This is a genomic window from Neobacillus sp. NRS-1170 (assembly GCF_050468025.1).
On record NZ_JBITPF010000050.1, the window covers coordinates 1 to 26,609 of the forward strand.

Here is a 26,609-nt window from a genome sequence, read left to right on the forward strand (position 1 = left end):
TAGTTTTCAAAGAACAATCAATCGCTCAAAAGCGACTTTTTAAATATATCATCTGCACTTGGTAAAGTCAACAACTTTTTTATAAATTGTTTTACCAGGTCAGCAGCGACGTTTATTAATATACCAAGATAGTTTAAAGTTGTCAACGGAATTTCAAAAAAAATTATCCTTTTTTTCTGTCCCTCTTACCTCTTCTCACATATCTTAAACAATCGTTTGGTGATGCTACTCTTCTAAATAAAGTAAAGAGTACCTTGTATCGTTCTTCCATAGCTCTTTTTACTATATGATCAATCCGTTCATCTCTTAAATCAAATAATATTTCATCCATTTCTCTTTTAATAAGGTATTCCATCTCTTTTACTTCTTTTTCATTGATGAGAAGCCCAAACATTGAATTACCTCCAGTGAAATTTCTAGTTATTGTAGTCTTTTCCAATTATTGAGATTTTATAATAAAAATTCTTTAATCATATTATCAAAAAAACAAGCATAGGCTGAAGACAAGGATGGTATTGGACGAGGTGATCATGATGAATTTCTTTGTTGTGCTAAACGGAAAGGCCTTAAAGAGTGTTGCCCTCATTTTAATCGCAGCATTTTTTACTGCATGGTTCCTCTATATGGAGAATCTTGCACAAATACCTGTCTTTTCAACAAAGGAGGGTCCGAAAGCCGTTTATCGCGGAGAAAAAGACCTTGCCCTAACCTTTAATATTGGCTGGGGTGATGAAAAGGCAGAGCCTATTCTAGATACATTAAAAAAGGAAAATGTGAAATCAGCTACTTTCTTTTTGTCTGGATCATGGGCTGAAAGACATCCTGATCTTGTCAGCAGGATTGTCAAAGATGGGTTTGAGATTGGTATTCTCGGGTATGATTATGTGGACTATCGGGATTTAGAGGACGTAAAGATTGGAAAAGATATTGCCAAAGCCCAGGAAGTCTTTGCAAAATTAAATGTGAAGGATATTAAATTATTACGTGCGCCGACAGGACATTTTGACGAGCGGGCTTTAAAAATCGCTAAAAGATATGGATACACCATGGTTCATTGGCATGTTGATTCAAAGGATTGGACCAACCCTGGTGTCGGAAAAATCGTCGCAAACGTAAAAAAAGCCGATAAGGGAGATATTGTTCTCCTTCATGCTTCTGACTCGGCTAAACAAACTGCCAAAGCCTTGCCGCTTATTCTTCAGGATATTCGTCAAAAAGGCTTAAAGCTTGTCTCTGTATCTGAGATGATTACTAACGGGGAAGTTCAGTCGAAGATTATCAATTAAACAGAACCGTCCGTTTTATACGGACGGTTTTTTTGTTAATTTTTTAGGGCTATTTGCTTTTCGTTTGAGTCTTTCCTGTCTTTCCTTTTCTGATTGTGTATTCAATTTGTGGAGAATTAATAATTGATAGGCATTACAAGCCATCAATGCAAACATCATCAGAAAAAGCCAGTTTTTAGAGTTTGTTCTTAGAACAGGAACCCACTCTACAATCGTTACCACAACCATAAAGAACAGTGCCGGGATAAATGCCTGCTTATTGGTCTGTTTCATTTTATACCATGCCGCCACTGCACCAACGACTAACAGGATTATAGCCGGTACGAAAAATGGAAGAATCGATTGTCCGGATTTAGCAAAATTTCCATAACGCAAATAAACCAAATCAAACAAAGCAAATAATATTAGGACAATCTGAACAGCATTCCAGAGTGAAACAGATTTAAATATTCCTATTCCAAACCGGTGAATCGTTAAATATGCAAAAAAGCCCATTTGGCTGATAGCACTAAATAAAAACCCCATGACAATAAACCAGATTAACGCCGATAAAATATCGCCAATTTTAAATCCAACAAAAAATGGCTGCATTTCATTCCAGCGGACAATCAATCCCACAATAGCAGTCGTGAGCCCGCCAACTACTAAAGTGGTCATAAACAATCTTACCAAATTACGGCTTGTCACCTTATAGACCTCCAACGTACAAAATAAATTCCATACTGATTGTACCAATCAACATGTGAAAAATCCATATTTTAAAGTTCTAACGAATAATCTTCCCGAGTTTTCTTCATTATAAAATTAAGGATTCTTATGTGAAAGGAGCTTGAATATGAAAGCGAAAAAGATGTTGCTCCTCCTACCCATTATGGTGATGCTGACAAGCTGTTCTTCTAGTGATACAAGCAGCGGAGGGCAAGTTGACTACGACGAAACAAAAAAGATGGTCGTGGATATTCTAAAAACCGATGATGGCAAGAAGGCTATTGAAGAAGTTATGTCCAAAGATGGCATAAAAGAGAAATTAGTAATGGATCAAAAAGTGGTTTCTGACACCATTTCGCAAACACTTACTTCCGATAAAGCGACTGAATTTTGGAAAAAAACCTTCAGTGATCCAAAATTTGCTAAAGGCGTTGCCAAAAACATGAGATCCGAAAATGAAAAACTTTTAAAGGACTTAATGAATGATCCAGAGTATAGAGGCATGATGATTGAAGTTTTTAAAGAGCCCGAAATTCAAAAAGAAATGGCAGATGCTTTAAAAAGTAAAGAATATCGCGAGCACCTTCAAAAAGTCATTACCGAAACAGTAGATAGTCCATTGTTTAAGGCTAAAATTCAAGAATTGCTTCTAAAGGCCGCTGAAGAAGCCAATACGAAAGCCAGCAGTAAAAGCGGGTCAACTGAAAAATCCAGCGGCGGTCAGAGCGGTCAGGGCGGCTCTTAAAAAGGCCTATATCAAAAAAGAAGCCTCTTCGTTAATCCGAAGGGGCTTCTTTAACTTTATTTTTTAAGAAGGCTTACTACTTTATCAGCAATTTCCAGATAAATTTTTCCGATTTGATGATCTACTTGATAGATAGAAGGAGCAAAGTCTTCATCATTCCAGTCTGGCTGGTTAAGCGGCAGGCGGCCAAGAACCTCGGTATTTAATTCTTCGGCAAGCTTATCGCCGCCTCCCTGACCGAACACATACTCTTTTTCACCGGTTAATTTGCTTTCAAAATAAGCCATGTTTTCAATGACCCCTAAGACCTCATGCTCAGTACGAAGAGCCATCGCCCCAGCGCGTGCAGCAACGAAAGCTGCTGTTGGATGTGGAGTGGTCACAATAATTTCTTTACACGCAGGAAGCATAGTGTGAACATCAAGAGCGACATCTCCTGTTCCTGGCGGCAGATCTAAAAGTAAATAATCAATTTCGCCCCACTCTACTTCATTGAAAAAGCTGTTTAACATCTTACCAAGCATCGGGCCACGCCAAATGATTGGGGAATTGTCTTCCACAAAAAAGCCCATTGAAATGACTTGAACGCCAAAGCGCTCAACTGGAATAATCTTTTCTCCTCGAACAACAGGGCGCTTCGTAATTCCCATCATATCTGGTACGCTGAAGCCGTAAATATCAGCGTCAATAAGGCCTACCTTTTTACCTAAGCGCGCTAAAGCAACAGCAAGGTTGACGGATACTGTAGATTTCCCTACGCCGCCTTTACCGCTGGCAATAGCAATGAACGTAGTATCTGCCGAATTGAGAAGGTTTTTCTCTTTTTCAGGCTCTGCATGTCGGTGTGCCGCTAAAATTTCTTCCGGTAATTCGCTAAAGCGAATACCTACGGTTGCTGCCCCAGCTTCTTTTAATAAATTAACGATTTGTGTTTGCAGCTGCAATTGCTCGCTCGTTCCCGTCCGGGCGATACCTACCTTCACACTCACATGATTTTTTTCTTCTTTAATCTTAATTTCCTCGATTGCATTCAATTCAGCTAAGCTTTTATGTAAAAATGGCTCTTTGAGGCTGCTAATTGCCTCACGGATTCTTGCTTCTGTTAACATTGAGTAAACACCTCACCAATTGAATTCGTTTCCATCTTTCAGTATATCATACATGTCCAAAGAATCAGTTAATTGAATCACAGGGTAACAATAATCAAGACAAAAAAGCCATAATAAATGGAAGGTGTTTCCCACCTTCCCCTTAATCTGTTTCTTTTAATTCTTTTTCATTCGTGAAATAACGAATGACCCCACGGTATATGGATTCCGCTATTTTCTCCTGGTACGTTTTCTTTTTCAAATTTTCCTTTTCAGCTGGATTTGAAAGAAAGCCTACCTCAACCAACACCCCTGGCTTTTTTGCATTTTTTAAAATATACACTTGGTTTATTGGTTTCGCCTTACGGTTGGTATTCCCTAAATTTTCGCGAAGCTCCTCTTGGATAAATTTAGCCGCTTTTGCATTTTCTTTGTGGTGCGGAGCATAAAAGGTTTGGGCACCGCTCCATCTTGAGGAAGGAATCGCATTTAAATGGATACTAACAAAAAAGTCATTATCGGAATCATTAATCATTTTTAATCTTTGCTTCAGGTCCTCTACTTTTCTGCGGCTATAGCCCCTTGTATCATCATCGGCTAAATCCGTATCGGTATCTCTTGTCATCACCACAAGAGCACCCTGCTGCTGCAGAAGATCCCGGACTTTTAACGTAATATCTAAAGCAATATCTTTCTCGAGTGTTTTCCCAGTTCCAGCCCCCCCATCAGGACCGCCATGGCCTGGGTCAAGCAAGATGATTTTCCCCGATAAAGGAAGATTCCAGGATTTCCATGAGTTATTTTCCGAAAAATCGTGCTGTAAGATGAGGAATAATACCAGTAAACCCACTGAAAAACCAATTATTTTCAATCTGCGCTTTGACAACCAAATCATTCCTTCCCGCTCGTCCCTGTTCAATAAACTATATGGGACAAGGGGGAAAAATATTACAACGAAAAGCGAAAGCGCCTTGGCCAGGGGCTGTAGACCATAGAGCCCTTAGGCGCTGAAGCTGGACAATTTTAATGAAGTCGAAGCTTATGTCGTCTTTGGCCTTTTTCGTAGCCCTCTCTCCACCAAACATGGATGTATTGTTCACATAAATAATAAAGGGATTCACTCATGGCGCCTTCTTGGCCATTTCCCCAGTATAGTAAAAAATTATATAAGGTATCAATCAAATGTTGTTCTTCACGGAAGCAGCGCATCCTTACGTCTTCCATACTCTCTCCATGGTAGCCAAATTTGCTGAATTTCGCCCCTAATAAAAAAGCTTCAAGGGCAACATCATAGCAGGCTTCCTCTATTCCCGTATTCATGATCATGCTTGAAGCAATATTCGTTGAACCAAAATACTGTCTTACTCTTTCTTTCAGTGTATTAATCGATAACTCCCGCAGGACGGAACGCTCGTATTTTATTTGTTTTTCACGTCGTTTTTCTTTAAAGGTAGTTATAACAGTCACTTCGTTTTCACCTCTTAGAACTATTCTTTATCCCTCGTTCATAAGAAATGCAAAGACGATATTTCCAATTTTTATTTTTAAAAATTAACAACTTACTTTCGTCATGAATATTTTTATAAGGACTATAAATAAACGGAGGCCAAGAACCTGTGCTGGAAGTAAAAGAATCGAAGTACGGAAGAGGTGTTTTTGCGACCAGGGATATCCAAAAAGGTGAGCTTTTAGATGCTTCGCCCATCATTGTCGTTCCTCATGAAGAGTATAAATATTTGAAAAAAACAGTGCTGACAAACTACGTATTTTGGTGGGGGGAAAATGATAAAACCCGAGCTGTCGCATTAGGGTACGGTTCGTTATTTAACCATTCCTACACACCGAATGCTAAATATAAATTTAAAAGGAAAACGGATACGATTAATTTTTATGCTTATACCGATATTAAAGCAGGCGAAGAAATATTGGTTAATTATAATGGAGACCCTGATGACCAATCTCCCGTATGGTTTGAGGTATTTTAAGATATTATTATTCCCCCTTAATGGGGGATTTTCTTTTGAATTCATAATCTTTCCACTAAAGGAAAAGATAAAAGTAATGCTGAATACGGAGGTGATTCGACTAATGGGTTGGTTTTCAAAAAAACACGAGCAACAAGTTGATAGAGAATCACTAGAACAATACCTGATGCGTTCCAAGGACTATAAAAAGGTTTCTTATACTAATCAACCAACAAACAACCGGTTTACATTTTCATTTATTTCCACGCTCATAGACGAGAGCATTTTACAAAATAATGCTCTCCCATATTTGCTTGAAAAACCATTCGAAAAAATCGAGGACTTAAAGAAACTTGTTGCAATGACGGATGTGCAAATCAGTGATGACCCAAGTGTAATTGAGCAAAAGTTGTTTAATGGCTATGCTCTTTTAACACTTGAATCAGATCAAAAACATTTTGCCTTTCTGGCAGTCCAAAAAGAAATTGTCAGAAGTGTAACAACCCCAGAGGTGGAATTTAGCGTAATCGGTCCAAAAGAAGCCTTTGTCGAATCGATTAATCAAAATGTAAACCTTATTCGCAAACGGCTTCCAGTGAAAGAACTGATTTCGGAGGAACTAACAATTGGATCCCTTTCAAAAACGAAGGTTTCCATTCTATACCTGGATGGCATTGTCGACCCTGAAAACGTCAAAACGGTTATAGAGCGGCTGAAGAATATTGACTTTGATGCGATTACGGATAGTTCCTATATTGTTCAATTAATTTGTGATAATAAAAATTCACCTTTCCCGCAGCTTCTCGATTCGGAGCGTCCAGACCGGGTTACGGCCATTTTGGCAGAGGGTAAAATCGCCATATTTGTTGACGGGTCGCCACATGCACTGATTACTCCGACAACGCTAGTTGAATTTTTTGGTTCTTTTGAGGATTATTTTTTAAATTGGATGTTGTCCTCTTTTTTCCGACTCATCCGGCTTTTCGCTGTTGCCTTTTCTATTTTGATTACACCGGTCTATGTAGCAACATTATCTTACCATTACGAGCTCATTCCAAAAGATTTAATGAATACGTTAGTAACGTCCCGTCGGGAAATTCCGCTCCCTCCAATTTTGGAAGCACTTTTTTTGGAGCTGACCATTGAATTGCTCCGCGAGGCTGGTGCCCGTCTTCCGACAAAAGTAGGCCAGACAATCGGTATCGTGGGCGGTATCGTGATTGGAACTGCCTCTGTTGAAGCAGGACTAACAAGTAACGTACTTCTTATTATCGTGGCACTTGCCGCACTTGCATCTTTTACAACACCTGTTTATAAAATGGGCAATGCCATCCGTTTATTACGGTTTCCATTTTTATTTTTCGCTGAGCTCTGGGGGCTGCTTGGAATTGTTTTTTGTTTTTGTCTCCTAATGACACACTTACTAAGGCTTACTTCCCTTAATAGGCCTTTTTTAGAACCAATTTATCCACCAAGACTAACAGACCTAAAGGATTCTCTTATTAGACTGCCTTTTAGCAAACAATCTAGAAGGCCGCAAACCTTAAGAACCCAAAATCCTGTTCGTTTTTCTCCTCCAGGTAAAAAAAGTAAAAAAAGTGATATTGACGAATAGGAGGCTGATATTGAGCAATGGAACAATTAGTGCCTGAAAAAGCAAAAATATCGCCTTTTTTAGTTTTTTTTCTCGTTCACACGATGCAGTTCGGAATCGGTGTGCTTGGCTTTCAGCGAATTATTGCCATGACTGCGGGGTATGACGCATGGATATCAGTCATCTTAGCCGGGTTAAGCATCCATATTATCGTATGGATGATGTATAAAATTCTTGAAACAGCAGAGGGGGATATTATTACCGCTCATTCTTTCGTTTTTGGTAATAAAATAGGCAAACTCTTATCCTTTCCATTTGTGATTTATTTTTTACTTATCGCTGTTACAGTGCTGAGGACATATATTGAGGTCATCCAAGTATGGATGTTTCAGGATATGAGTACGTTTTGGTATTCTTTAGCCTTTTGTGTGTTAGCTATCTATATCATTTTCGGAGGATTCAGGGCAGTAACAGGCGTGGCATTCTTTGGCGTCGTTCTTCCGGCATATTTAATATTCTCTTTTTTCTTCACTATCCCTTATGCGGATATTAAAAATTTACAGCCGATCTTGGACCATTCCATAAAGGATTTAGTCATGGCATCCTATCAGATGTCCCTTACCTATCTTGGCTATGAGATATTGTTATTTTTTTATCCATATATTAAAGATCCACAAAAATCAAAGAAGTGGGCCCATCTGGGTGTGCTTTTTACCACCTTTCTTTATACAGCTCTAACATTGTTAACTTTTGCCTATTTTTCAGAAGGGCAGCTTCAGAAGAGTATTTGGTCCACTTTAACAATGTGGAAAATTGTTGAGATGCCTTTTGTGGAAAGGTTTGAATACATCGGTATTGCCAATTGGAATATCATCATTCTCCCCAATTTTTGTATTGCCCTTTGGTGTGCCAGCAGGATTTTAAAAAGAGTAACGAAAATAAAACAAAAGTATGGAGTCCTTCTAATATCATTAGTTGTTTTAATCACGATTAATTTATTTAAATCTCGTGAACAGATCAACACGCTCATCGACTATACGGGTAAAATTTCATTCTATATTAACTTTGTCTACATTCCACTGCTCTTTTTTCTTGTGTTGATAGTGAAGAAGGTGAAGAAAAAATGATAAAAAATGGATTTATGATTTTTATGGTCTTAACTATTTTGATAGGATGTGTACAAAAAGAGATTTTGGATGATGTCAATCTAGAATCTGGGAGTGCTTATGATTATGTTGGCGGCAAAATACGAGGTACGGCTTTAGTACCTGTATATTTGCCGAATAAAGAGGTAGAGAATAAAACTTTTTCTGCTTCTTCTGATTTAAGTAGAGACTTTTTAAGGGATGTACAACGTCAATCATCAGATCCACTAGTCACTGGAAGCCTTAAAGTTGTTCTCTTTGGTGAAAATCTTGCGAAAGAAAATGGAATATTAGATTTGATTGATTCGTTTCAGCGTGACCCTAGTATTGGCGCAGGATTATATCTTGCAACAACAAAGGGTGAAGCACATAATATCCTTGAAGGTCAGTATGGAAAAAGAGGAAATGCGATTTATTTATCGAACCTCATCCGCCATAATATGAAAAACAAAGATATACCGAAAACAAACCTTCATCGTTTTTTATTTGATTTTAATCAGTTAGGAAAGACACCATATCTTCCAGAATTAAGAAAACTTAGCAAGGACCAGATTGAAATAAGCGGTATTAGCTTTTTTAGATACGGACATGTTGTCGATACGATTCCCGCTTCGAAAATGTTTTACTTTAAGCTGCTGGTGGACAAATATAGTCGTGGAACGTTAAAGGTCACCCATAAAAAAGAAAGAGCGGCCATGGAAAGCATTCGTTCCAAGTACAAAATGCAGCTTTCATCTAGAAAGCCATTAACTGTAAATGTAAAGCTTAAGGTTAATGCTATTTTAAATGAATATTCAGGCAAACGTGTTACCCATAAGGAAATTAAGGAAATCGAAAAAATACTGCAAAAAAATATTGAAAAGGAATGTACTTTATTAACCAAAAGGTTTCAGAGTAAAAATATCGATCCCGTCGGTTATGGCCATTTTGTAAAAAGCAAAACAAGAAAATTCAATTTTGAAAAGTGGAAAACAGATTATCCCCATTTAAATGTAAATATCAAAGCGAATGTAATGATTACGGAATCTGGGGTAATTGAGTAATTAATAATAAAAATAAAATTTTGTCGAATTTCACTTCAGATTTTGTAGATATTTCCCGGGAATTTGTTGGAATTTGAAAATAGGGACCTCTAAAAGTCGAAAATTACTAGTTATATCGCCAAGCGATACAAAACAAAAAATGCCTTAAATAGGCACTTTATTTTCGAAAAATGGAGAAAAGCCCTCCCCATTTTTCTTTAGGTTTTTGTATCGCTACTTCTAAACGTTTATTAAATTCATTTTGTGAAATCCATTCTTTATTCTGCTCGTCTCGCAAATTCTGTATTTCTATTTGTAAGAATTCACTTTTTTCCTTTTCTTGTTGTAGTAACGTTTCGTAATGGGCATTTTGTTGTTCAGATAGCTTTTCAATCTTAGCAATGGTTTTTTGAGCCGAATTAGCAATATTAGAACTTATTACATGATGATCCTGCTGAAGACGGGATACATGCGTTTTAAGATGAGACAAATCATTTGTTAGTTGGGCATTCATTTCCCGTGTAGCCGCAACTTCATTGACTAAAAACATTAAAATTTCTTTTAATTGATTGGGGTCTTGTGGTAAATTTTCGTATGGAGAGGAAACCGCAATCTCTGTTTCAGTGGCCCCTTTTAATCTTTCCATTTGTTGATTAACAATGTCTTTCGCTGTATCGTCCAGGGGCTTGTCCGTATCGCGTAACGCTATAAGCACCCCAATGTCAGATTGAACAAAGATGCGCCGATCGCCATCTTTCAAAAACTCATATCCATTCCGCTCTAAGATTTGGCCATATTTTCGAACAGTTGGTGTTGCAATGCCCACTTCTTCTGCCGCTTCCTTGGTAGAAAAAGCTCGTTCATTTGGTTGAATATCACGTCGCATATCGGACCCCCCTTTACTATTAAATATGAAGGTTTTTATGCATATTTGCAATATATATCGCCAAGCGATACAAAAAACGATTCTTTCTTCCCAAATGCTATCCAAAACGTTTATGAACCATAAAAAAGACTCCCAGCCATGGAAGGGAGTCTTTGATTTTGTATAGATAATGTGGTTAAGTATGCAAGCTGAAAACATAATGAAATTATAAAATTAGCCATGATTGGGCTATCAGTTTATTCAATTTATAAGTGCCTTAAATAAAATGGATTAAGTTGATTAAGGAGGTGTTTTTTTGGGTGAAAGAAAGGAGAACTCAATTCATACAGGACAATCTTAAAAATAAAGAAGGGAATGAACAAATGTCCTATCAAATTCAAACTTATTTTTTAGTTATTGAAGAAGCGGATTTACAAGATCTAAGAAGTGATATTCGAAGCGATACTACGGTTCCAGCCTGTTTACAAGTGGGAGATACCGACTATGAGGTTGATATTTGCTACCGAGGTGCATATACCCGGAAATTCCGTAAAAAATCATATATGATTGAGTTCATTCAACCAAGAGCATTCTCCGGTGCCAATGTCATTCATCTTAATGCCGAATATAAGGATCCCTCACTCATCCGTAACAAACTTTCCCTCGATTTTTTCCAGGACATTGGTGTCCTTTCTCCAGAAAGTCAACATGTCGATTTAATAAGGAATGGCTCATTAAAAGGGGTCTATTTGCGATTGGAATCTGTAGATGAAATGTTTTTGAGAAAAAGAGGACTCCCTTTAGGTCCGATTTATTATGCCGTAAGCGATAGGGCTAATTTTTCCCAAAATAATAAGGGAAAGCCGAAAAGTTCACTTACTTCTGGCTACAGAAGAGCGTTTGGGAACATTTCAGATGATGAATACCTCATTGAACTGATAAAGCAAATTAATACAATCCACCACTCCAATTTTCCTCAAACCATCTCCCAGTACATTGATATTAGTAACTACGCACGTTGGATGGCAGGCGCTGTCTGTACCATGAATAATGATGGATTTACACGTAACTATGCCCTTTACCGTAACAGTGAAACAGGTCTTTTTGAGATTATTCCTTGGGATTATGATGCTACCTGGGGACGAAAAATAAACGGCAGTAACATGAGATATAATTATGTTCCTATTGGCGGAAAAAAAAACAACCATCTTTCTTTTCTACTTCTGCAAACACCTGAATTTCGTAAACTTTACAGAGAAATATTGGAGGAAATTTTGGAAACCAAGTTCACCGTTCAATATTTAGAAAATAAGGTTACTTCATTACATCAAGCTTTAAGGTCTCATATCCTTCAAGATCCATATAAAAACAAGGATATCGATAAATTTGATGAAGAAGCGGAAGTGATTTTTCAATTCATACGTGACAGAGCAGCCTATTTGAAAAGGCGACTCGTTTATTTAGACCTATAACTAGTTGACTGTTACTTCGAAATTAATTAACATGAAACGTTTTTACTGATCAAAATATGTGAAAGGGGTTTTACTTTGGGCCCTATATGTGTAAAAAAATCCGACAAGTATGTAAGAGGAGTGTTTGCTGTACGTGAGATAAAAAACGGGGAACTCATTGAGCAAGCACCAATTATTGTCTTCCCTCGAACAGACAGATATTTTTTAAAGAACCTCGCACTTGTTGATTTCCTCTTCGATTGGGGTGAAAAACAGTATGCGCTTGCTCTGGGATACGGCTCAATATATAATCACTCATACAATCCCAATGCGAAATTTGAGTATAATAAAGATTACTTTTCAATTAACTTTTATGCGATTAAAGATATTTCCGCTGGTGAAGAAATCTCCATTAATCACAATAACAAACGGGATGATAATTCCACTCCTTTATGGTTTCAGTAATTTTAATGAATTTGTAAAGAAGGATAGACCGCCTAAAAATATAGGCGGTCTATCTCCGTGATTTTACTGCTGTTGCTTCACTCGGTAGTTGGGAATCCGGAAATATCATCAAGATTTGCGGTAATTTGGTTAAGTGGAATGAACGCTACAGGTGCTATAGCTGGAGCACCCTGGAATCCAGGAACAAAAGTGACTGTATTAGCCATTGTATTAACACCGTAATTAACTCCTGCTGCTCTACCTGATGTTGCTCCTCCGGAATATACAACAATTATTTGGTCTTCTCTTTTATCTTCTAAAATATCTTCTTATGTCAAAAGTACTTTTCAGCATAAAAAAAGACTCCCAACCAAAATGGTTGAGAGTCTTTGAAACGTTGATAATTAACGCTTTGAGAACTGAGGCGCACGACGAGCACCTTTAAGACCGTATTTTTTACGCTCTTTCATACGTGCATCACGAGTTAATAGACCAGCGCGCTTTAATGTTGGACGGAATTCAGGGTCAGCTTGTAGTAATGCGCGAGCAATACCGTGGCGGATTGCGCCAGCTTGACCAGTGTATCCACCGCCGCTTACGTTTACAAGAACATCGTAGCTGCCTACTGTTTCAGTAGCTACTAATGGTTGTCTTACAACAACACGTAAAGCTTCAAATGGGATATAATCTTCGATTTCACGACCGTTAACAACAATTTTACCTGTACCTGGAACTAAGCGCACACGTGCGACAGAGCTCTTACGACGACCAGTACCAATATATTGAACTTGTGCCAAGTTAATTCCCTCCCTCTTAATTAACCGCGAAGTTCGTAAACTTCAGGTTTTTGTGCTTGGTGTGGATGTTCTGCACCAGCGTATACGTGTAATTTTTTGAACATTTGACGGCCAAGAGAATTCTTTGGAAGCATGCCTTTAACAGCAAGTTCGATCATTTTCTCAGCATAGTTCGTACGCATTTCAAGAGCCGTTCTTTGCTTTAAACCACCTGGGTGTAAGCTGTGACGGTAGTAGATCTTGTCAGTTAATTTCTTACCTGTTAATTCTACTTTAGAAGCGTTAAGAATGATTACATGATCACCAGTATCAACATGTGGTGTAAAAGTTGGTTTGTTTTTACCACGTAAGATTGATGCAACTTCGGAAGCAAGACGACCAAGAGTTTTGCCCTCTGCATCAATTACGTACCATTTACGCTCGATATTGTTGGCATTTGCCATAAACGTTGTACGCATGAGTTTCCCTCCTAATTAAATCCGTTAAGGTTATTATTTTCGCACTGTCCACGTCTTCGTGTGTTCCATTCTGTTCCGGGAATGGACGTCCGAGACACGCGTGCGCTCAAGTTTCAAAATCATATATTTTCAATCACGATGAAGACTTTCCGGGGCTTTATCGTGGGATTAAAAACACGCACATATAATATAATAAATAGTATGGGTCAAAATGTCAAGGGAATGTTACACCAGGTTAGGTTGTTTTAAAAAATTATTATTTATAATAATAAAAGCATGCTTATAGTAATGAGTTACAAGCCATATTGAAGCTGTCTTAATGACCATCACAGGCTTTTTTCACCCTTCATGGGCATTAGGATGCTTCATATCTAACAGCGCCTAACTATAAAAAACTTCCCAAAGATATAATCCATGTGCCGGAGCGGTTTTCCCCGCTAAACGACGGTCTTTACCAGCCAGAATATCAGCCACATCCCTAGGCTTCCGCTCACCAGCTCCTACCTCTAATAATGTCCCTACTAATATCCTAACCATATTATACAAAAACCCGTTCCCAACAAAACGAATCACAAGCAAGTCGCGATCCGCGACAAAATCAATGGTTTCAATCGTCCGGACTTTATCTACTACTTCCGTTTTCGCAGCGCAAAAACTCGTAAAGTCATGGGACCCAAGGAGGTATTTACTAGCTTGTTTCATGGCATCGACGTCTAAAGCATATGGATACAGATATGCAAAATTCCGCTGGAACGGGTCACGTTTAGAAGAAAGATATAACTGATAACGGTATTCCTTTCCTGCGGCATCAAAACGGGCATGGAAGGACTCGTCCACTTTCACTACAGATAGCACCGAAATATCTGACGGCAGCATGGAGTTTAATGCCATTTCCCATTTACGTTCCGGAATCTGCAGGGCTGAATCAAAATGAATGACCTGCCCCTTCGCATGAACACCAGCATCCGTCCTGCCTGATCCTGATACCTTTACAGGCACACCCTTATGAATTTTTGCCAAAACAGTTTCGAGCTCTAATTGTACTGTCCGCTTATTCGGTTGAACTTGATAACCGGAAAAACCCGAACCGTCATAGGAAATGATACATTTATATCTTTGCATGAATTCGCCCCATTATGAACGTAATAAAAATAAGAAGACTGATAAAACGACCAAAATCACAAGCTGCATGGAATCTACCATATGCCAGCTTAATTGACGGTATTTCGTCCGTCCTTCTCCGCCGCGATAGCCTCTGGCCTCCATCGCAATCGCAAGCTCCTCCGCACGTTTAAACGAACTGACAAACAAAGGGATGAGCAGCGGAATGACTGCCTTGATGCGTTCTTTAAAAGGACCGCTGGCAAATTCGACTCCGCGAGCGATTTGAGCCTTCATAATCTTATCTGTTTCTTGCATAAGCGTCGGAATAAACCGTAATGAAATCGACATCATCAAAGCCATTTCATGGACAGGGAAACGCACCTTTTTTAATGGATGCAGCAATGTCTCAAGTCCATCGGTAATCTCAATAGGGGTTGTCGTTAATGTCAATAATGACGTCATTAAGATTAAGAAGAAGAAACGTAAGGAAATAAAAATCCCCTGCCGTAAGCCTTCCTCATAAATTTTTACTGGACCTAATTCAAAAATGAGTGCGCCTTGTTTTGTAAACAACAACTGCAGGACTAACGTAAATAAAACAAGCCACAGCACAGGTTTTAAGCCGCCATATAAAAAGCGGATCGGTATCCTCGATAAACCAAGCATTAAAAAAGTATAAATTCCAATAAGTGCATAAGTTACAACATTATTAGCGAGAAAAATGATGCAAACAAATAAAAAAATAAGAATCAATTTTGAACGCGGATCCATCTTGTGAAGGATCGAATCTGCCGGAACATAGCGGCCGAATATCATTTTTTCCATCATGAGCGGACACCTCGGCTTAAAAGAATTGAAACTGCAGAAGATAACTCGTCAATGGAAAGAAAAATTTTATCTAATTTCACGCCCATTTTTTCCTCAAGTTTAAGCTGGAAACGAACTACTTCTGGAACATCCAATCCCATTTGCACTAATTCCACAGGGTTAGAGAAAATCTCCTCTGGTGTCCCTTTTTTGGCGACCTTGCCTTGCTGCATAATCACAATTTGGTCCGCATATCTTGCCGCATCCTCCATACTATGTGTTACAAGGATCGTGGAAAGACCTCTTTCATGATGAAGTTGGTAGAACATATCCATAATTTCTTTTCGGCCACGTGGGTCTAAACCTGCGGTAGGCTCGTCCAAAACAAGACAATCTGGTTCCATCGCCAGCACACCTGCAATGGCTACGCGGCGCATTTGACCGCCTGACAGGTCAAACGGTGACTTTTCTAAAATTTCTTCACTAAGTCCAACTTGCTTTAGTGCAACACGGGCACGTCTTTTTGCCTCTTCTAAGGAAACTCCAAAATTAAGCGGTCCAAAAATAATATCTTTTTCAACTGTTTCCTCAAACAATTGATGCTCTGGAAACTGAAAGACAATCCCAACTTTTTGCCTTACTGGTTTAAGGCTTTTATTCTTTTGCTTTGCCTTTATTTCATGGGCCCCAATTTTCACCATTCCGTCTGTTGGCTGCAGAAGAGCATTCAAGTGCTGTAACACAGTAGACTTTCCGGATCCCGTATGACCAATCAAGGCCAAATAGGTGCCGGAAGGAATATCAATCGAAACGTCTTGAATAGCCAATCTTTCAAAAGGGGTATTTACTTGATAACGATACTCTACATGTGAGAGCGAGATGTCCATAGCTCTGTCACCAACTCTTCTTCCGATAAATAGTGCCTGGATAGGTCAATTCCTTTTTGACGGAAAGCTTTACTCATTTTAACTGAGAAGGGAATATCAAGACCTAATTGGATCAATTGTTCATCCATAGAGAATATCTCTTCAGGAGTTCCTTCACGAAAAACTTCTCCTTTATTCATTACGATGATCCGGTCCGCTTTGGCTGCCTCCTCCAGATCATGCGTAATAGAAATTACAGTTAGTAATTTTTCATCTTTTAAAGCTCTTACGGTCTCCAGCACTTCTTCCCTTCCTTTAGGGTCAAGCATAGAAGTAGCTTCATCTAAAATAATGATTGACGGTCTTAGGGCAAGAACACCAGCTATGGCAACCCTTTGCTTTTGGCCGCCTGAAAGATGATGGGGCTCTTGATATAGAAACTGATCCATTTTGACTTTTTTCAAAGAATCCTCAACACGCTGGACCATTTCTTCTCTTGGTATGCCGTTATTTTCTAAACCAAAAGCCACATCATCCTGAACTGTTGTTCCAACAAATTGATTATCAGGATTTTGAAATACCATTCCAATTTGTTTACGGATATCCCAAATCGACTCTTCGTCAAGATTTAAATCACCAACCGTAATTTCCCCTTCTTTAGGAAATTGCAGGCCATTTAAAAGCTTTGCCATGGTAGATTTGCCCGAACCATTATGCCCGACAATGGCCAGCCATTCCCCTTCATAAATATCAAAGGAGACATCTTTTAAAGCATAGCGTTCCTGCGAATCGTATTGAAAGGATACACCCTTAAGAGAAACAATTGATTTTTTCATGTCATATACTCCCCTGGCTAAACTATTCTCCGCTAAAATACAAAAAAAGCCTGCACCTCGTCCCTTGGCAGCACTGCGCTTCAGTGACTGCAATAAAGTGATTTCTATAATAGAAATGGGAGGAGGTGCATGAGCTAGACGAGTCGCAAAAAGGAATAAAGGCATCCTTCCGGGTAAAAATCATCGCTCCATTTTAGTGGAGTTACGCTCATCATAACACTCGTTTGGCTTGGTAAAACTATAAAATATTGAATTGCATTTTACAGAAAAAGGGCAAAGAACAAGTTTGTTTGTAAACTGTCCAGCGCCCTTGTTGTCTGTTAAAAGGTATTAAACTAATTCGATAATAACCATTGGCGCACCGTCACCGCGGCGAGGTCCAAGTTTCATAATACGAGTGTATCCACCTTGACGCTCTTGGTAACGTGGAGCGATATCAGCGAAAAGTTTTTGTACAGCATCTTGACCGTTTTCAGCGTTAGCAACTTCGTTACGAACGTAAGAAGAAGCTTGACGACGAGCATGTAAATCGCCGCGCTTACCTAAAGTGATCATTTTTTCAACAGTCACACGAAGTTCTTTCGCGCGTGTTTCAGTTGTTTCGATGCGCTCGTTGATAATTAAATCTGTAGTTAAATCACGTAGCATAGCTTTACGCTGTGCACTTGTGCGTCCTAACTTTCTGTATGCCATGAAGGGTTCCCTCCTTTGTTGAAGTCATAAAACGGATTATCGTAACGCCTGACTAGTCGTCTTTGCGTAAGCCTAATCCAAGCTCTTCTAGTTTTGCCTTCACTTCTTCAAGTGATTTACGGCCTAAGTTACGAACTTTCATCATATCTTCTTCAGTCTTATTGGCTAATTCCTGAACAGTGTTGATTCCAGCACGCTTCAAGCAGTTATAAGAACGAACAGAAAGATCTAGTTCTTCAATTGTCATTTCTAGAACCTTTTCTTTTTGGTCTTCTTCTTTTTCAATCATGATTTCAGCATTTTGTGCTTCATCTGTTAAACCGACAAAGATGTTCAAATGCTCGGTCAAAATTTTCGAACCTAGTGCAATCGCTTCTTTTGGCCCAGTGCTTCCATCTGTCCAAACATCAAGCGTAAGCTTATCATAATTTGACATTTGGCCAACACGTGTATTTTCTACCTGGAATGCCACACGAGCAACTGGCGTATAAATCGAGTCAATTGGAATTACACCAATTGGTTGATCTTCTCTCTTGTTCTGATCAGCCGGTGTATAACCACGACCACGTTTCGCTGTTAAACGCATGCGAAGATGACCATTTGATGCTAATGTCGCAATATGAAGATCTGGATTTAAGATCTCAACATCACTGTCATGGGTAATGTTGCTTGCTTTTACAGGACCTTCACCTTGAACATCAATTTCAAGTGATTTTTCTTCATCAGAGTAGATTTTTAAAGCTAGCTTTTTAATGTTTAAGATGATGGATGTTACATCCTCTACGACGCCTTCAATTGTTGAGAACTCATGAAGTACCCCATCGATTTGAATCGATGTAACAGCGGCACCTGGGAGTGAAGATAATAGGATACGACGTAAGGAGTTACCCAAAGTGGTACCATATCCGCGCTCAAGTGGTTCTACGACGAACTTGCCATACTTGGCATCATCGTTGATCTCAACCGTTTCGATTTTTGGTTTTTCTATTTCGATCATCCATTAACCCTCCTTCAAAACGTCGAAACTCGATTAGGTATTAAGCTAACCGAAATTCCCCCATGTTTACGTTCCCGTTTTGTGCACAACAACTGGAATAAATCTTCTGTATGTTGCCAAAATTTAATATCATATCCCATTATAGACATATGATACAAAATCTATACAGAAAAATTAAACGCGACGACGTTTTGGTGGACGGCATCCATTATGAGGAACTGGTGTAACATCTTTAATAGCAGTTACTTCAAGACCAGCAGCTTGAAGAGCACGGATTGCAGCTTCACGGCCTGCACCAGGTCCTTTAACAGTAACTTCTAAAGTTTTCATACCATGTTCAATGGAAGTTTTAGCTGCAGTTTCAGCTGCCATTTGTGCTGCGAATGGAGTAGATTTACGAGAACCTTTAAATCCAAGCGCACCAGCACTTGACCAAGAAATTGCATTACCATGAACATCAGTGATTGTTACGATCGTGTTGTTGAAAGTTGAACGGATATGAGCAATACCTGATTCAATATTCTTTTTAACACGACGCTTACGTGTATTAGTTTTACGTGCCATTTAAATAACCTCCTTTGCCGATTACTTCTTCTTGTTCGCAACAGTCTTACGAGGACCTTTGCGTGTACGAGCGTTGTTTTTCGTATTTTGTCCACGAACCGGTAAACCACGACGATGACGTAATCCGCGGTAGCAGCCGATTTCCATTAAACGCTTAATGTTAAGAGAAATTTCACGGCGAAGATCACCTTCAACTTTTAATTTGTCGATGATGTCACGGATTTTGTTTAATTCGTCTTCTGTTAAATCACGTACACGTGTATTTTCAGAAACACCAGCTTCTGCCAATACCTTTTGTGCAGTATTTTTACCAATACCATAAATGTAAGTTAAAGAGATAACTACACGCTTTTCACGTGGAATATCTACACCAGCAATACGTGCCATAATGAGCGCACCTCCTTCAATGATTAACCTTGTTTTTGTTTATGTTTAGGGTTTTCACAGATAACCATAACTTTTCCGCGTCTACGGATAACTTTGCACTTTTCGCAGATCGGTTTTACAGATGGTCTTACTTTCATTATCCTAACCTCCTTAGTAGTACGGAGTGCAAGCGAATTATTTGAAGCGGTAAGTAATTCTTCCGCGTGTCAAGTCATATGGAGAAAGCTCAACAGTAACCTTGTCTCCAGGAAGAATCCTGATGAAGTGCATGCGAATCTTACCAGAAACATGAGCTAGCACAGTATGACCATTTTCTAATTCTACCTTAAACATCGCATTTGGCAAAGTTTCAATGACTTTGCCCTCAATTTCAATTACATCATCCTTGGCCATCAACTCGTCTCCCTTCTCTATTCAAAAATAGTATTCGAAAATGTAAAATCAATTTTCATATAGGTACAACATAGCAACCTTAAAATTTTAACATATTGTACAGCATCTGTCCGCAAGTAAATTCTACATTTTTAGGAATTTCACAGTCCTCATGTAAGTCTTGCCCAACTCTCGGTCCTACATACTAAGTACAATAGAAAAGCCATTTTCTCCCACATACTTTTGTTTTCTTTTGAAGAGATGTTCGAGAGTCGCCCGTTTTGTGTTGCCAATGATCATTAACGTACATCCTCAAGTAATTGCTCGATGTCAGCAAAAACTTTACGGATATCCTGTTGACCATCAATCGTGCGGAGATAGCCTTTTGTTTCATAAAAAGTTAATAATGGCTCTTGCTGTTTGATATTGACGTCTAAACGGTTTTGAACTGTTTCCGCATTATCATCAGCTCTTTGATAAAGCTCGCCGCCACACTTGTCGCATTTGCCTTCGTTGGCAGGAGGATTAAAAACTAGATGATACGTAGCGCCGCAGTCTTTACAAATCCGGCGTCCAGTCAAACGCTCCATTAAAATACTCTTATCAACGTTAATATTAATTACATAGTCAATTTTTTTATTTAAATCAACTAGTAAGTTTTCCAACGCTTCTGCTTGAGGTACTGTTCTAGGAAAGCCATCCAGCAAAAAGCCTTTTTGACAGTCATCTTTGCTTAATCGTTCACGAACAATGCCGATTGTTACTTCATCAGGAACAAGTTCTCCTTTGTCCATGAAGGATTTTGCTTGTAATCCTAGTTCAGTTCCTTCTTTCATAGCTGCACGGAACATATCTCCAGTTGAGATATGAGGGATGCCGTATTGCTCTACGATTCTTTCAGCCTGAGTACCCTTTCCGGCACCCGGAAGCCCCATTAATACTAAATTCACACGTGTTCCCCCCTCGTGCTATTTTGGGTTTCAGGGGCCCATAGGTCCCCAAAACCTTTTACTTAATAAAACCTTTATAGTGACGTTTAACAAGTTGAGCTTCAAGTTGTTTCATCGTTTCAAGTGCAACACCGACAACGATGAGCAAGCTTGTTCCGCCAATTTGCGCTGATTGCGGCAAGTTCGCTAATTTAATAAATAAAACAGGAAGAACCGCAATAAGAGCTAAGAAGATCGCACCAACAAAAGTTAAACGATATAAGACGCGTGTTAAGTATTCTTGCGTACTCTTACCAGGACGAATTCCCGGAATATAGCCGCTTTGCTTTTGTAAGTTTTCCGCTGCTTGTTCAGGGTTAACTTGGATAAAGGCATAGAAATAAGTAAACGCGATAATTAATGCTGCATAAAGTGTCATCCCAATTGGATGAGAATAGTCAAATACTTTTGTAATCCATAATGTGACATCATTCGTTGGAAAGAATGATGCAACTGTTCTTGGCGTTACAATGAATGAAACGGCAAAGATAACAGGGATAACTCCGGCTGCATTAACCTTTAACGGCATATGAGTGGATTGGCCACCCACCGGATTACGTCCTTCTACAACGCGTTTCGCATATTGAATAGGAATTTTACGTGTTGCTTGCTGGATGAAAATAACTCCAACAACAATGGCAATAACAGCAAGAACAATTAATGCAACTGTAACAATACGTAGGAACAAAGCTTCTCCTGCATTTTCGAACTGTTGAACATAAATTTGATTAACCGTGTTAGGAATGGCAGCAACAATACCGGCGAAGATAATGATCGAAATACCATTTCCGACACCCTTCGAGGTTATTTGCTCACCTAACCACATCAAGAATGATGTACCAGCAGTTAAAACCGTAGCAATCAATAGATAAGTTCCGATTCCAGGGTTTTCGATTAGTTGGCCACTGGCTAAGTTATTAAAGCCATATGACATACCTAATGCTTGGATAAATCCAAGCACAACAGTAAAATAGCGAGTGAATTGAGCAATCTTACGACGCCCAGCTTCCCCTTGCTTGGACCATTCCGTAAATTTCGGAACAACATCCATCTGTAAAAGCTGTATGATAATCGAAGCAGTAATATAAGGCATGATACCCATTGCAAAGATGGAGAATTGTTTCAATGCTCCACCGCCAAAGGTATTTAAAATACCGAATACACTTAGCTTATCTTGATTAGCAAGTACTTCAGCATTTACATTCGGTACAGGAATAAATGTACCTAGTCGAAAAACGACTAACATTAAAAGGGTGAAAATAATTTTCTTTCTTATCTCACCCACGCGCATAAAATTGGAGATTGTCTGGAACATTAGATCACCTCAGTAGCTCCACCAGCAGCTTCGATAGCTTCTTTAGCAGCAGAGGAGAATTTGTGAGCTTTAACAGTCAGCTTTTTCTCTACGTTCCCTTTAGCAAGAATTTTGATTCCTGCTTTTTCGTTACTTACAACGCCTGTTTCGATAAGAAGTTCTGGAGTAACTTCTGTACCTTCTTCAAAGCGATTTAATGCATCAAGATTCACAACTGCGTATTCTTTACGGCTGATGTTAGTGAAACCGCGTTTTGGTAAACGACGGAATAAAGGTGTTTGACCACCCTCAAAACCAACACGTACACCGCCGCCAGAACGGGCGTTTTGACCTTTATGACCTTTACCTGCAGTCTTTCCTTGGCCAGAACCGATACCACGTCCTAAACGTTTACGCTCTTTACGAGAACCTTCGGCAGGTTTTAATTCATGAAGTTTCATATTGGCACCTCCTTATGAAAAGAAAACAATGGATTATTGTTCTTTAACTGTTACAAGGTGAGCAACTTTGTTAATCATACCGCGAATCGCAGCGTTATCTTGATGCTCAACTGTTTGATTTAATTTACGTAAACCTAGCGCTGTAACTGTTGCACGTTGGTCCTCAGGGCGACCTATAACGCTCTTGTTGAGGGTAATTAAAAGTTTCGCCATTTGATTTCCCCCCTTATCCTAACAGTTCTTCTACTGATTTACCACGTAATTTCGCTACGTCTTCAGCACGTTTTAATTGTTTTAAACCATCAACTGTAGCACGTACCATGTTAATTGGAGTGTTTGTGCCTAATGATTTAGAAAGGATATCTGCTACCCCAGCTAATTCAAGTACCGCACGAACTGGACCACCAGCGATAACTCCTGTACCTTCAGAAGCAGGTTTCAGAAGAATTTCACCAGCACCAAAACGTCCAATTACTTGGTGAGGAACAGTAGTTCCAACCATTGGTACTTCCACTAAGTTTTTCTTTGCATCTTCGATAGCTTTACGAATTGCATCAGGTACCTCTTGGGCTTTACCAGTACCGAAGCCGACATGACCGTTTTTGTCTCCCACTACGACAAGTGCAGAGAAACGGAAACGACGTCCACCTTTAACAACCTTCGCAACACGGTTAACCGTAACTACGCGTTCTTCTAGTTCAAGTTTGTTTGGATCAATACGACGCATCTTTAAGTGTCCCTCCTTTGTCTATTAAAATTGTAGGCCGTTTTCACGGGCAGCATCAGCTAATGCTTGAATACGTCCATGGTATAGGTATCCTCCACGGTCAAATACAACTGCAGAGACTCCTTTTTCAACCGCACGTTTAGCAACTAATTCTCCGACTTTTTGTGCAGCTTCAAGGTTGCTTGTAGATTCAAGACCGAAGTCTTTTTCTATTGTAGAAGCACTTGCTAAAGTTACTCCATTCATGTCATCGATAATTTGAGCATAAATGTGTTTGTTAGAACGGAACACATTTAGACGTGGACGAGTTGAAGTTCCGCTAAGTTTCGCACGAACACGGGCATGTCTTTTCTTGCGAGTAGCGTTTTTATCAAGCTTCGTAATCATTTACGTCACTCCTTTCGTTTACCTACGCGGCATTACTTACCTGTTTTACCTTCTTTGCGACGAACAAATTCGCCTTCGTAACGAATCCCTTTGCCTTTATATGGCTCTGGAGGACGAACTCCGCGAATATTGGCTGCTAATGCACCAACACGTTCTTTATCAGTACCTTTAACAATAACTTTTGTATTAGAAGGTACTTCAATTTCAAGACCTGTTTCAGGTTCGATTTCAACTGGATGAGAGTAACCAACGTTTAATACAAGCTTAGTACCTTGCTTTTGAGCACGGTAACCAACCCCGATTAATTCTAAGCCTCTTTCAAAGCCTTTAGAAACACCTTCAACCATGTTTGCTATCACGGCACGAGTAGTACCATGTAATGCGCGAATTTCTTTTACATCAGATGGACGAGCCACTGTAACGATGTTCTCTTCAACAGTGATCGCAATCTCAGGATTAAAAGTACGAGTAAGTTCGCCTTTAGGGCCTTTTACTGTAACTGTATTGTTATTTAAAGTAACCGTAACTCCTGCTGGAATTTCGATAGGTTTTTTTCCTACGCGAGACATTTAGTGCACCTCCATTCATTCAAAAACTCGATTACCAAACGTATGCTAAAACTTCTCCACCGATTTGTTTTGCACGAGCTTCTTTATCTGTAATAACACCTTGTGATGTAGATACTAGTGCGATACCAAGACCGTTAAGAACACGTGGCACCTCATTAGATTTTGCATAAACACGAAGACCAGGCTTGCTTATACGCTTAAGACCAGTAATAACACGCTCATTATTTGTACCGTACTTTAAGAAGATACGGATGATACCTTGTTTGTTGTCGTCGATAAACTCAACGTCACGTACGAAACCTTCACGCTTTAAAATTTCAGCGATTTCTTTTTTCATATTAGAAGCAGGCACTTCTAACTTTTCGTGACGTACCATGTTCGCATTACGAATGCGAGTAAGCAAATCTGCAATTGGATCTGTCATGACCATTATTTTTACCTCCTTCCACAACTCTGGGTTTTACCAGCTAGCTTTTTTAACACCAGGAATTTGTCCTTTGTATGCTAATTCACGGAAACAAATACGGCAAAGCTTAAATTTACGGTATACAGAGTGCGGACGGCCGCAACGTTCGCAGCGAGTGTACTCTTGAACAGCATATTTAGGCGTGCGTTTTTGTTTCGCAATCATTGACTTTTTAGCCACGTTTTCGCCTCCCTTATTTAGCGATTACTTTTGGAATGGCATTCCAAATTGAGTTAAAAGTTCACGAGATTCTTCATCAGTGTTAGCAGTCGTTACGATAACGATATCCATACCACGAACTTTGCTTACTTTATCGTAATCAATTTCAGGGAAGATTAATTGTTCTTTAACACCCAATGTATAGTTACCGCGACCATCGAAAGCTTTCTTAGAAACACCACGGAAGTCACGTACACGAGGTAAAGAAACAGAAACTAATTTATCCATGAATTCATACATGCGCTCACCACGAAGAGTAACCTTTGCACCGATTGGCATACCTTCACGAAGACGGAAGCCAGCGATAGATTTTTTCGCACGAGTGATAAGTGGCTTTTGACCAGTGATCGTTGCTAATTCTTCAACAGCGTTATCAAGAGCTTTTGCGTTTGCAACTGCATCACCAACACCCATGTTTACAACGATCTTTTCAATCTTAGGAACTTGCATAACTGAATTATAGTTGAACTTGCTCATTAGAGCAGGAGTAATTTCTTTAACAAACTTTTCTTTTAGGCGGTTCATGTGTGTACCTCCCTTCTTAATTTAAACTATTTATCTAATACTTCACCGGATTTTGCTACGCGTACTTTTTTGCCATCAACCGTTTTGTAACCTACACGAGTTGGGTTACCTGATTTAGGATCGATAGGCATTACGTTTGATACATGAATTGGAGCCTCAAAGCTGATAATTCCGCCTTGTGGATTCACTTGAGAAGGCTTTGAGTGCTTTTTTACGATGTTTACGCCTTCTACTAGAACACGGCTGTCTTTAGGATAAGCAGCTAGGATTACACCTGTTTTGCCTTTATCCTTGCCAGAAATAACTCTGACTTTATCACCTTTTTTTACATGCATCTTGTCGCACCTCCTTAAAGGCAATTGATTTTAAAATTATAATACTTCTGGAGCAAGAGAAACGATTTTCATAAAGTTGTTATCGCGAAGTTCGCGGGCAACTGGTCCGAAGATACGTGTTCCACGTGGGCTCTTATCATCTTTAATGATTACACATGCGTTTTCATCGAAACGAATGTAAGAACCATCAGGACGGCGAGCGCCACTCTTTGTACGAACGATAACAGCCTTAACAACGTCACCTTTTTTAACAACGCCACCAGGTGTTGCTTGTTTTACTGTACAAACGATCACATCACCAATACCAGCAGTTTTACGACCAGAGCCACCAAGAACTTTAATCGTAAGTACTTCACGAGCACCAGAGTTGTCAGCAACTTTTAAACGTGATTCTTGTTGAATCATGTGTGTAACCTCCCTTCGGATTGAAGCTTATCCGAACAA

Annotated in this window: 39 protein-coding genes; 9 read left to right on the forward strand and 30 right to left on the reverse strand. The window is 39.3% G+C overall.

Features of this window, described 5'->3' with window-relative positions:
- Positions 1 to 163 precede the first annotated feature (163 nt).
- Positions 164 to 394 carry a hypothetical protein gene (locus tag ACIFOT_RS21490; protein WP_430067612.1) on the reverse strand — a complete coding sequence of 77 codons (231 nt, stop codon included), beginning with the start codon at positions 392 to 394 and terminating at the stop codon, positions 164 to 166.
- A 139-nt stretch (positions 395 to 533) separates the two neighbouring features.
- Here ACIFOT_RS21490 and pdaB point away from each other — a divergent pair, with 139 nt between their 5' ends.
- Positions 534 to 1,286, forward strand: coding sequence for a polysaccharide deacetylase family sporulation protein PdaB (gene pdaB, locus ACIFOT_RS21495; RefSeq protein ID WP_430067797.1), 753 nt, complete (start codon positions 534 to 536; stop codon positions 1,284 to 1,286).
- Positions 1,287 to 1,301: 15 nt separating this feature from the next.
- On the opposite strand, the gene ACIFOT_RS21500 is transcribed toward pdaB, so the two are convergent.
- On the reverse strand, positions 1,302 to 1,973 hold the full coding sequence (locus ACIFOT_RS21500; RefSeq protein WP_430067615.1) for a KinB-signaling pathway activation protein: 672 nt from the start codon (positions 1,971 to 1,973) through the stop codon (positions 1,302 to 1,304).
- Between the two features lie 148 nt (positions 1,974 to 2,121).
- On the opposite strand from ACIFOT_RS21500, the gene gerD reads away from it, so the two are divergent.
- A complete protein-coding gene (gerD, locus tag ACIFOT_RS21505; RefSeq protein ID WP_430067618.1) occupies positions 2,122 to 2,739 on the forward strand; it encodes a spore germination lipoprotein GerD in 618 nt (205 codons plus the stop codon).
- A 56-nt stretch (positions 2,740 to 2,795) separates the two neighbouring features.
- Here gerD and ACIFOT_RS21510 read toward each other — a convergent pair whose 3' ends face one another.
- From ACIFOT_RS21510 to ACIFOT_RS21520, 3 genes are all read right to left on the reverse strand, one after another.
- Positions 2,796 to 3,848: an Mrp/NBP35 family ATP-binding protein gene (locus ACIFOT_RS21510; RefSeq protein ID WP_430067622.1), complete on the reverse strand. Its 1,053-nt coding sequence runs from the start codon at positions 3,846 to 3,848 to the stop codon at positions 2,796 to 2,798.
- Positions 3,849 to 3,990: 142 nt separating this feature from the next.
- Positions 3,991 to 4,722 carry an N-acetylmuramoyl-L-alanine amidase CwlD gene (gene cwlD, locus ACIFOT_RS21515; protein ID WP_430067625.1) on the reverse strand — a complete coding sequence of 244 codons (732 nt, stop codon included), beginning with the start codon at positions 4,720 to 4,722 and terminating at the stop codon, positions 3,991 to 3,993.
- Between the two features lie 128 nt (positions 4,723 to 4,850).
- Positions 4,851 to 5,294 (reverse strand): YbaK family protein, encoded by a 444-nt coding sequence (locus ACIFOT_RS21520; RefSeq protein ID WP_430067627.1) that lies wholly within the window; start codon positions 5,292 to 5,294, stop codon positions 4,851 to 4,853.
- A gap of 149 nt (positions 5,295 to 5,443) precedes the next feature.
- On the opposite strand from ACIFOT_RS21520, the gene ACIFOT_RS21525 reads away from it, so the two are divergent.
- The 4 genes from ACIFOT_RS21525 to ACIFOT_RS21540 all read left to right on the forward strand — a co-directional run bounded on the left by ACIFOT_RS21525 (position 5,444) and on the right by ACIFOT_RS21540 (position 9,573).
- On the forward strand, positions 5,444 to 5,812 hold the full coding sequence (locus ACIFOT_RS21525; RefSeq protein WP_430067630.1) for an SET domain-containing protein: 369 nt from the start codon (positions 5,444 to 5,446) through the stop codon (positions 5,810 to 5,812).
- Positions 5,813 to 5,915: 103 nt separating this feature from the next.
- A complete protein-coding gene (locus ACIFOT_RS21530; RefSeq protein WP_430067633.1) occupies positions 5,916 to 7,406 on the forward strand; it encodes a spore germination protein in 1,491 nt (496 codons plus the stop codon).
- 17 nt (positions 7,407 to 7,423) lie between these two features.
- Positions 7,424 to 8,512 carry a GerAB/ArcD/ProY family transporter gene (locus ACIFOT_RS21535; protein ID WP_430067636.1) on the forward strand — a complete coding sequence of 363 codons (1,089 nt, stop codon included), beginning with the start codon at positions 7,424 to 7,426 and terminating at the stop codon, positions 8,510 to 8,512.
- Positions 8,509 to 9,573 (forward strand): Ger(x)C family spore germination protein, encoded by a 1,065-nt coding sequence (locus ACIFOT_RS21540; RefSeq protein WP_430067639.1) that lies wholly within the window; start codon positions 8,509 to 8,511, stop codon positions 9,571 to 9,573. Before ACIFOT_RS21535 ends, ACIFOT_RS21540 begins: the two co-directional genes overlap by 4 nt.
- Before the next feature lie 157 nt (positions 9,574 to 9,730).
- Here the strand turns inward: ACIFOT_RS21540 and ACIFOT_RS21545 are convergent, their stop codons facing one another.
- Complete coding sequence (locus ACIFOT_RS21545) at positions 9,731 to 10,438, reverse strand: hypothetical protein (protein ID WP_430067642.1); 708 nt, start codon at positions 10,436 to 10,438, stop codon at positions 9,731 to 9,733.
- Positions 10,439 to 10,800: 362 nt separating this feature from the next.
- Here ACIFOT_RS21545 and ACIFOT_RS21550 point away from each other — a divergent pair, with 362 nt between their 5' ends.
- The 3 genes from ACIFOT_RS21550 to ACIFOT_RS21560 all read left to right on the forward strand — a co-directional run bounded on the left by ACIFOT_RS21550 (position 10,801) and on the right by ACIFOT_RS21560 (position 12,555).
- A complete protein-coding gene (locus tag ACIFOT_RS21550; RefSeq protein WP_430067800.1) occupies positions 10,801 to 11,889 on the forward strand; it encodes a CotH kinase family protein in 1,089 nt (362 codons plus the stop codon).
- 75 nt (positions 11,890 to 11,964) lie between these two features.
- Positions 11,965 to 12,333, forward strand: a complete 369-nt coding sequence (locus ACIFOT_RS21555; RefSeq protein ID WP_430067645.1) for an SET domain-containing protein — start codon at positions 11,965 to 11,967, stop codon at positions 12,331 to 12,333.
- 57 nt (positions 12,334 to 12,390) lie between these two features.
- On the forward strand, positions 12,391 to 12,555 hold the full coding sequence (locus ACIFOT_RS21560) for a hypothetical protein (protein WP_430067648.1): 165 nt from the start codon (positions 12,391 to 12,393) through the stop codon (positions 12,553 to 12,555).
- A gap of 161 nt (positions 12,556 to 12,716) precedes the next feature.
- Here the strand turns inward: ACIFOT_RS21560 and rpsI are convergent, their stop codons facing one another.
- From rpsI to rplN, 24 genes are all read right to left on the reverse strand, one after another.
- Entirely contained in the window at positions 12,717 to 13,109 is a 393-nt protein-coding gene (gene rpsI / locus ACIFOT_RS21565; RefSeq protein ID WP_098533175.1) for a 30S ribosomal protein S9, read from the reverse strand.
- 20 nt (positions 13,110 to 13,129) lie between these two features.
- Positions 13,130 to 13,567, reverse strand: coding sequence for a 50S ribosomal protein L13 (rplM, locus tag ACIFOT_RS21570; protein ID WP_223595827.1), 438 nt, complete (start codon positions 13,565 to 13,567; stop codon positions 13,130 to 13,132).
- Between the two features lie 381 nt (positions 13,568 to 13,948).
- Entirely contained in the window at positions 13,949 to 14,689 is a 741-nt protein-coding gene (gene truA, locus ACIFOT_RS21575; protein WP_430067653.1) for a tRNA pseudouridine(38-40) synthase TruA, read from the reverse strand.
- Positions 14,690 to 14,701: 12 nt separating this feature from the next.
- Positions 14,702 to 15,499 (reverse strand): energy-coupling factor transporter transmembrane component T family protein, encoded by a 798-nt coding sequence (locus ACIFOT_RS21580; protein ID WP_430067656.1) that lies wholly within the window; start codon positions 15,497 to 15,499, stop codon positions 14,702 to 14,704.
- Complete coding sequence (locus ACIFOT_RS21585; protein ID WP_430067659.1) at positions 15,496 to 16,365, reverse strand: energy-coupling factor ABC transporter ATP-binding protein; 870 nt, start codon at positions 16,363 to 16,365, stop codon at positions 15,496 to 15,498. The genes ACIFOT_RS21580 and ACIFOT_RS21585 overlap by 4 nt, the downstream gene beginning before the upstream one ends.
- Entirely contained in the window at positions 16,341 to 17,180 is an 840-nt protein-coding gene (locus ACIFOT_RS21590) for an energy-coupling factor ABC transporter ATP-binding protein (protein WP_430067662.1), read from the reverse strand. Before ACIFOT_RS21590 ends, ACIFOT_RS21585 begins: the two co-directional genes overlap by 25 nt.
- Positions 17,181 to 17,510: 330 nt before the next feature.
- Entirely contained in the window at positions 17,511 to 17,873 is a 363-nt protein-coding gene (gene rplQ / locus ACIFOT_RS21595; RefSeq protein ID WP_289989314.1) for a 50S ribosomal protein L17, read from the reverse strand.
- Positions 17,874 to 17,925: 52 nt separating this feature from the next.
- Positions 17,926 to 18,870, reverse strand: coding sequence for a DNA-directed RNA polymerase subunit alpha (locus tag ACIFOT_RS21600; protein ID WP_223595916.1), 945 nt, complete (start codon positions 18,868 to 18,870; stop codon positions 17,926 to 17,928).
- 174 nt (positions 18,871 to 19,044) lie between these two features.
- Complete coding sequence (gene rpsK / locus ACIFOT_RS21605) at positions 19,045 to 19,434, reverse strand: 30S ribosomal protein S11 (RefSeq protein WP_026574109.1); 390 nt, start codon at positions 19,432 to 19,434, stop codon at positions 19,045 to 19,047.
- 21 nt (positions 19,435 to 19,455) lie between these two features.
- Entirely contained in the window at positions 19,456 to 19,821 is a 366-nt protein-coding gene (gene rpsM, locus ACIFOT_RS21610; protein ID WP_166243776.1) for a 30S ribosomal protein S13, read from the reverse strand.
- Between the two features lie 23 nt (positions 19,822 to 19,844).
- Positions 19,845 to 19,958, reverse strand: coding sequence for a 50S ribosomal protein L36 (gene rpmJ, locus ACIFOT_RS21615; RefSeq protein ID WP_000868344.1), 114 nt, complete (start codon positions 19,956 to 19,958; stop codon positions 19,845 to 19,847).
- Positions 19,959 to 19,995: 37 nt separating this feature from the next.
- Positions 19,996 to 20,214 (reverse strand): translation initiation factor IF-1, encoded by a 219-nt coding sequence (gene infA, locus ACIFOT_RS21620; protein WP_007085268.1) that lies wholly within the window; start codon positions 20,212 to 20,214, stop codon positions 19,996 to 19,998.
- Between the two features lie 278 nt (positions 20,215 to 20,492).
- Complete coding sequence (locus ACIFOT_RS21625; protein ID WP_430067668.1) at positions 20,493 to 21,143, reverse strand: adenylate kinase; 651 nt, start codon at positions 21,141 to 21,143, stop codon at positions 20,493 to 20,495.
- Between the two features lie 58 nt (positions 21,144 to 21,201).
- Entirely contained in the window at positions 21,202 to 22,497 is a 1,296-nt protein-coding gene (gene secY / locus ACIFOT_RS21630) for a preprotein translocase subunit SecY (RefSeq protein ID WP_430067670.1), read from the reverse strand.
- The gene (gene rplO, locus ACIFOT_RS21635; protein ID WP_430067673.1) at positions 22,497 to 22,937 is read right to left on the reverse strand and encodes a 50S ribosomal protein L15; all 441 of its coding nucleotides are present in this window, start codon (positions 22,935 to 22,937) and stop codon (positions 22,497 to 22,499) included. Before rplO ends, secY begins: the two co-directional genes overlap by 1 nt.
- Before the next feature lie 33 nt (positions 22,938 to 22,970).
- Complete coding sequence (rpmD, locus tag ACIFOT_RS21640) at positions 22,971 to 23,150, reverse strand: 50S ribosomal protein L30 (RefSeq protein ID WP_223595841.1); 180 nt, start codon at positions 23,148 to 23,150, stop codon at positions 22,971 to 22,973.
- A gap of 13 nt (positions 23,151 to 23,163) precedes the next feature.
- The gene (gene rpsE / locus ACIFOT_RS21645) at positions 23,164 to 23,664 is read right to left on the reverse strand and encodes a 30S ribosomal protein S5 (RefSeq protein ID WP_223595843.1); all 501 of its coding nucleotides are present in this window, start codon (positions 23,662 to 23,664) and stop codon (positions 23,164 to 23,166) included.
- A gap of 24 nt (positions 23,665 to 23,688) precedes the next feature.
- A complete protein-coding gene (gene rplR / locus ACIFOT_RS21650; RefSeq protein ID WP_430067677.1) occupies positions 23,689 to 24,051 on the reverse strand; it encodes a 50S ribosomal protein L18 in 363 nt (120 codons plus the stop codon).
- 32 nt (positions 24,052 to 24,083) lie between these two features.
- Complete coding sequence (gene rplF, locus ACIFOT_RS21655; protein ID WP_430067680.1) at positions 24,084 to 24,620, reverse strand: 50S ribosomal protein L6; 537 nt, start codon at positions 24,618 to 24,620, stop codon at positions 24,084 to 24,086.
- A 31-nt stretch (positions 24,621 to 24,651) separates the two neighbouring features.
- On the reverse strand, positions 24,652 to 25,050 hold the full coding sequence (rpsH, locus tag ACIFOT_RS21660) for a 30S ribosomal protein S8 (protein WP_430067683.1): 399 nt from the start codon (positions 25,048 to 25,050) through the stop codon (positions 24,652 to 24,654).
- A 30-nt stretch (positions 25,051 to 25,080) separates the two neighbouring features.
- Positions 25,081 to 25,266 (reverse strand): type Z 30S ribosomal protein S14, encoded by a 186-nt coding sequence (locus ACIFOT_RS21665; protein WP_034676107.1) that lies wholly within the window; start codon positions 25,264 to 25,266, stop codon positions 25,081 to 25,083.
- A 24-nt stretch (positions 25,267 to 25,290) separates the two neighbouring features.
- Positions 25,291 to 25,830: a 50S ribosomal protein L5 gene (gene rplE, locus ACIFOT_RS21670; RefSeq protein ID WP_430067686.1), complete on the reverse strand. Its 540-nt coding sequence runs from the start codon at positions 25,828 to 25,830 to the stop codon at positions 25,291 to 25,293.
- A 26-nt stretch (positions 25,831 to 25,856) separates the two neighbouring features.
- Complete coding sequence (rplX, locus tag ACIFOT_RS21675; protein WP_223595853.1) at positions 25,857 to 26,165, reverse strand: 50S ribosomal protein L24; 309 nt, start codon at positions 26,163 to 26,165, stop codon at positions 25,857 to 25,859.
- A gap of 36 nt (positions 26,166 to 26,201) precedes the next feature.
- Positions 26,202 to 26,570 (reverse strand): 50S ribosomal protein L14, encoded by a 369-nt coding sequence (gene rplN, locus ACIFOT_RS21680; protein WP_034676100.1) that lies wholly within the window; start codon positions 26,568 to 26,570, stop codon positions 26,202 to 26,204.
- Positions 26,571 to 26,609: the final 39 nt, after the last annotated feature.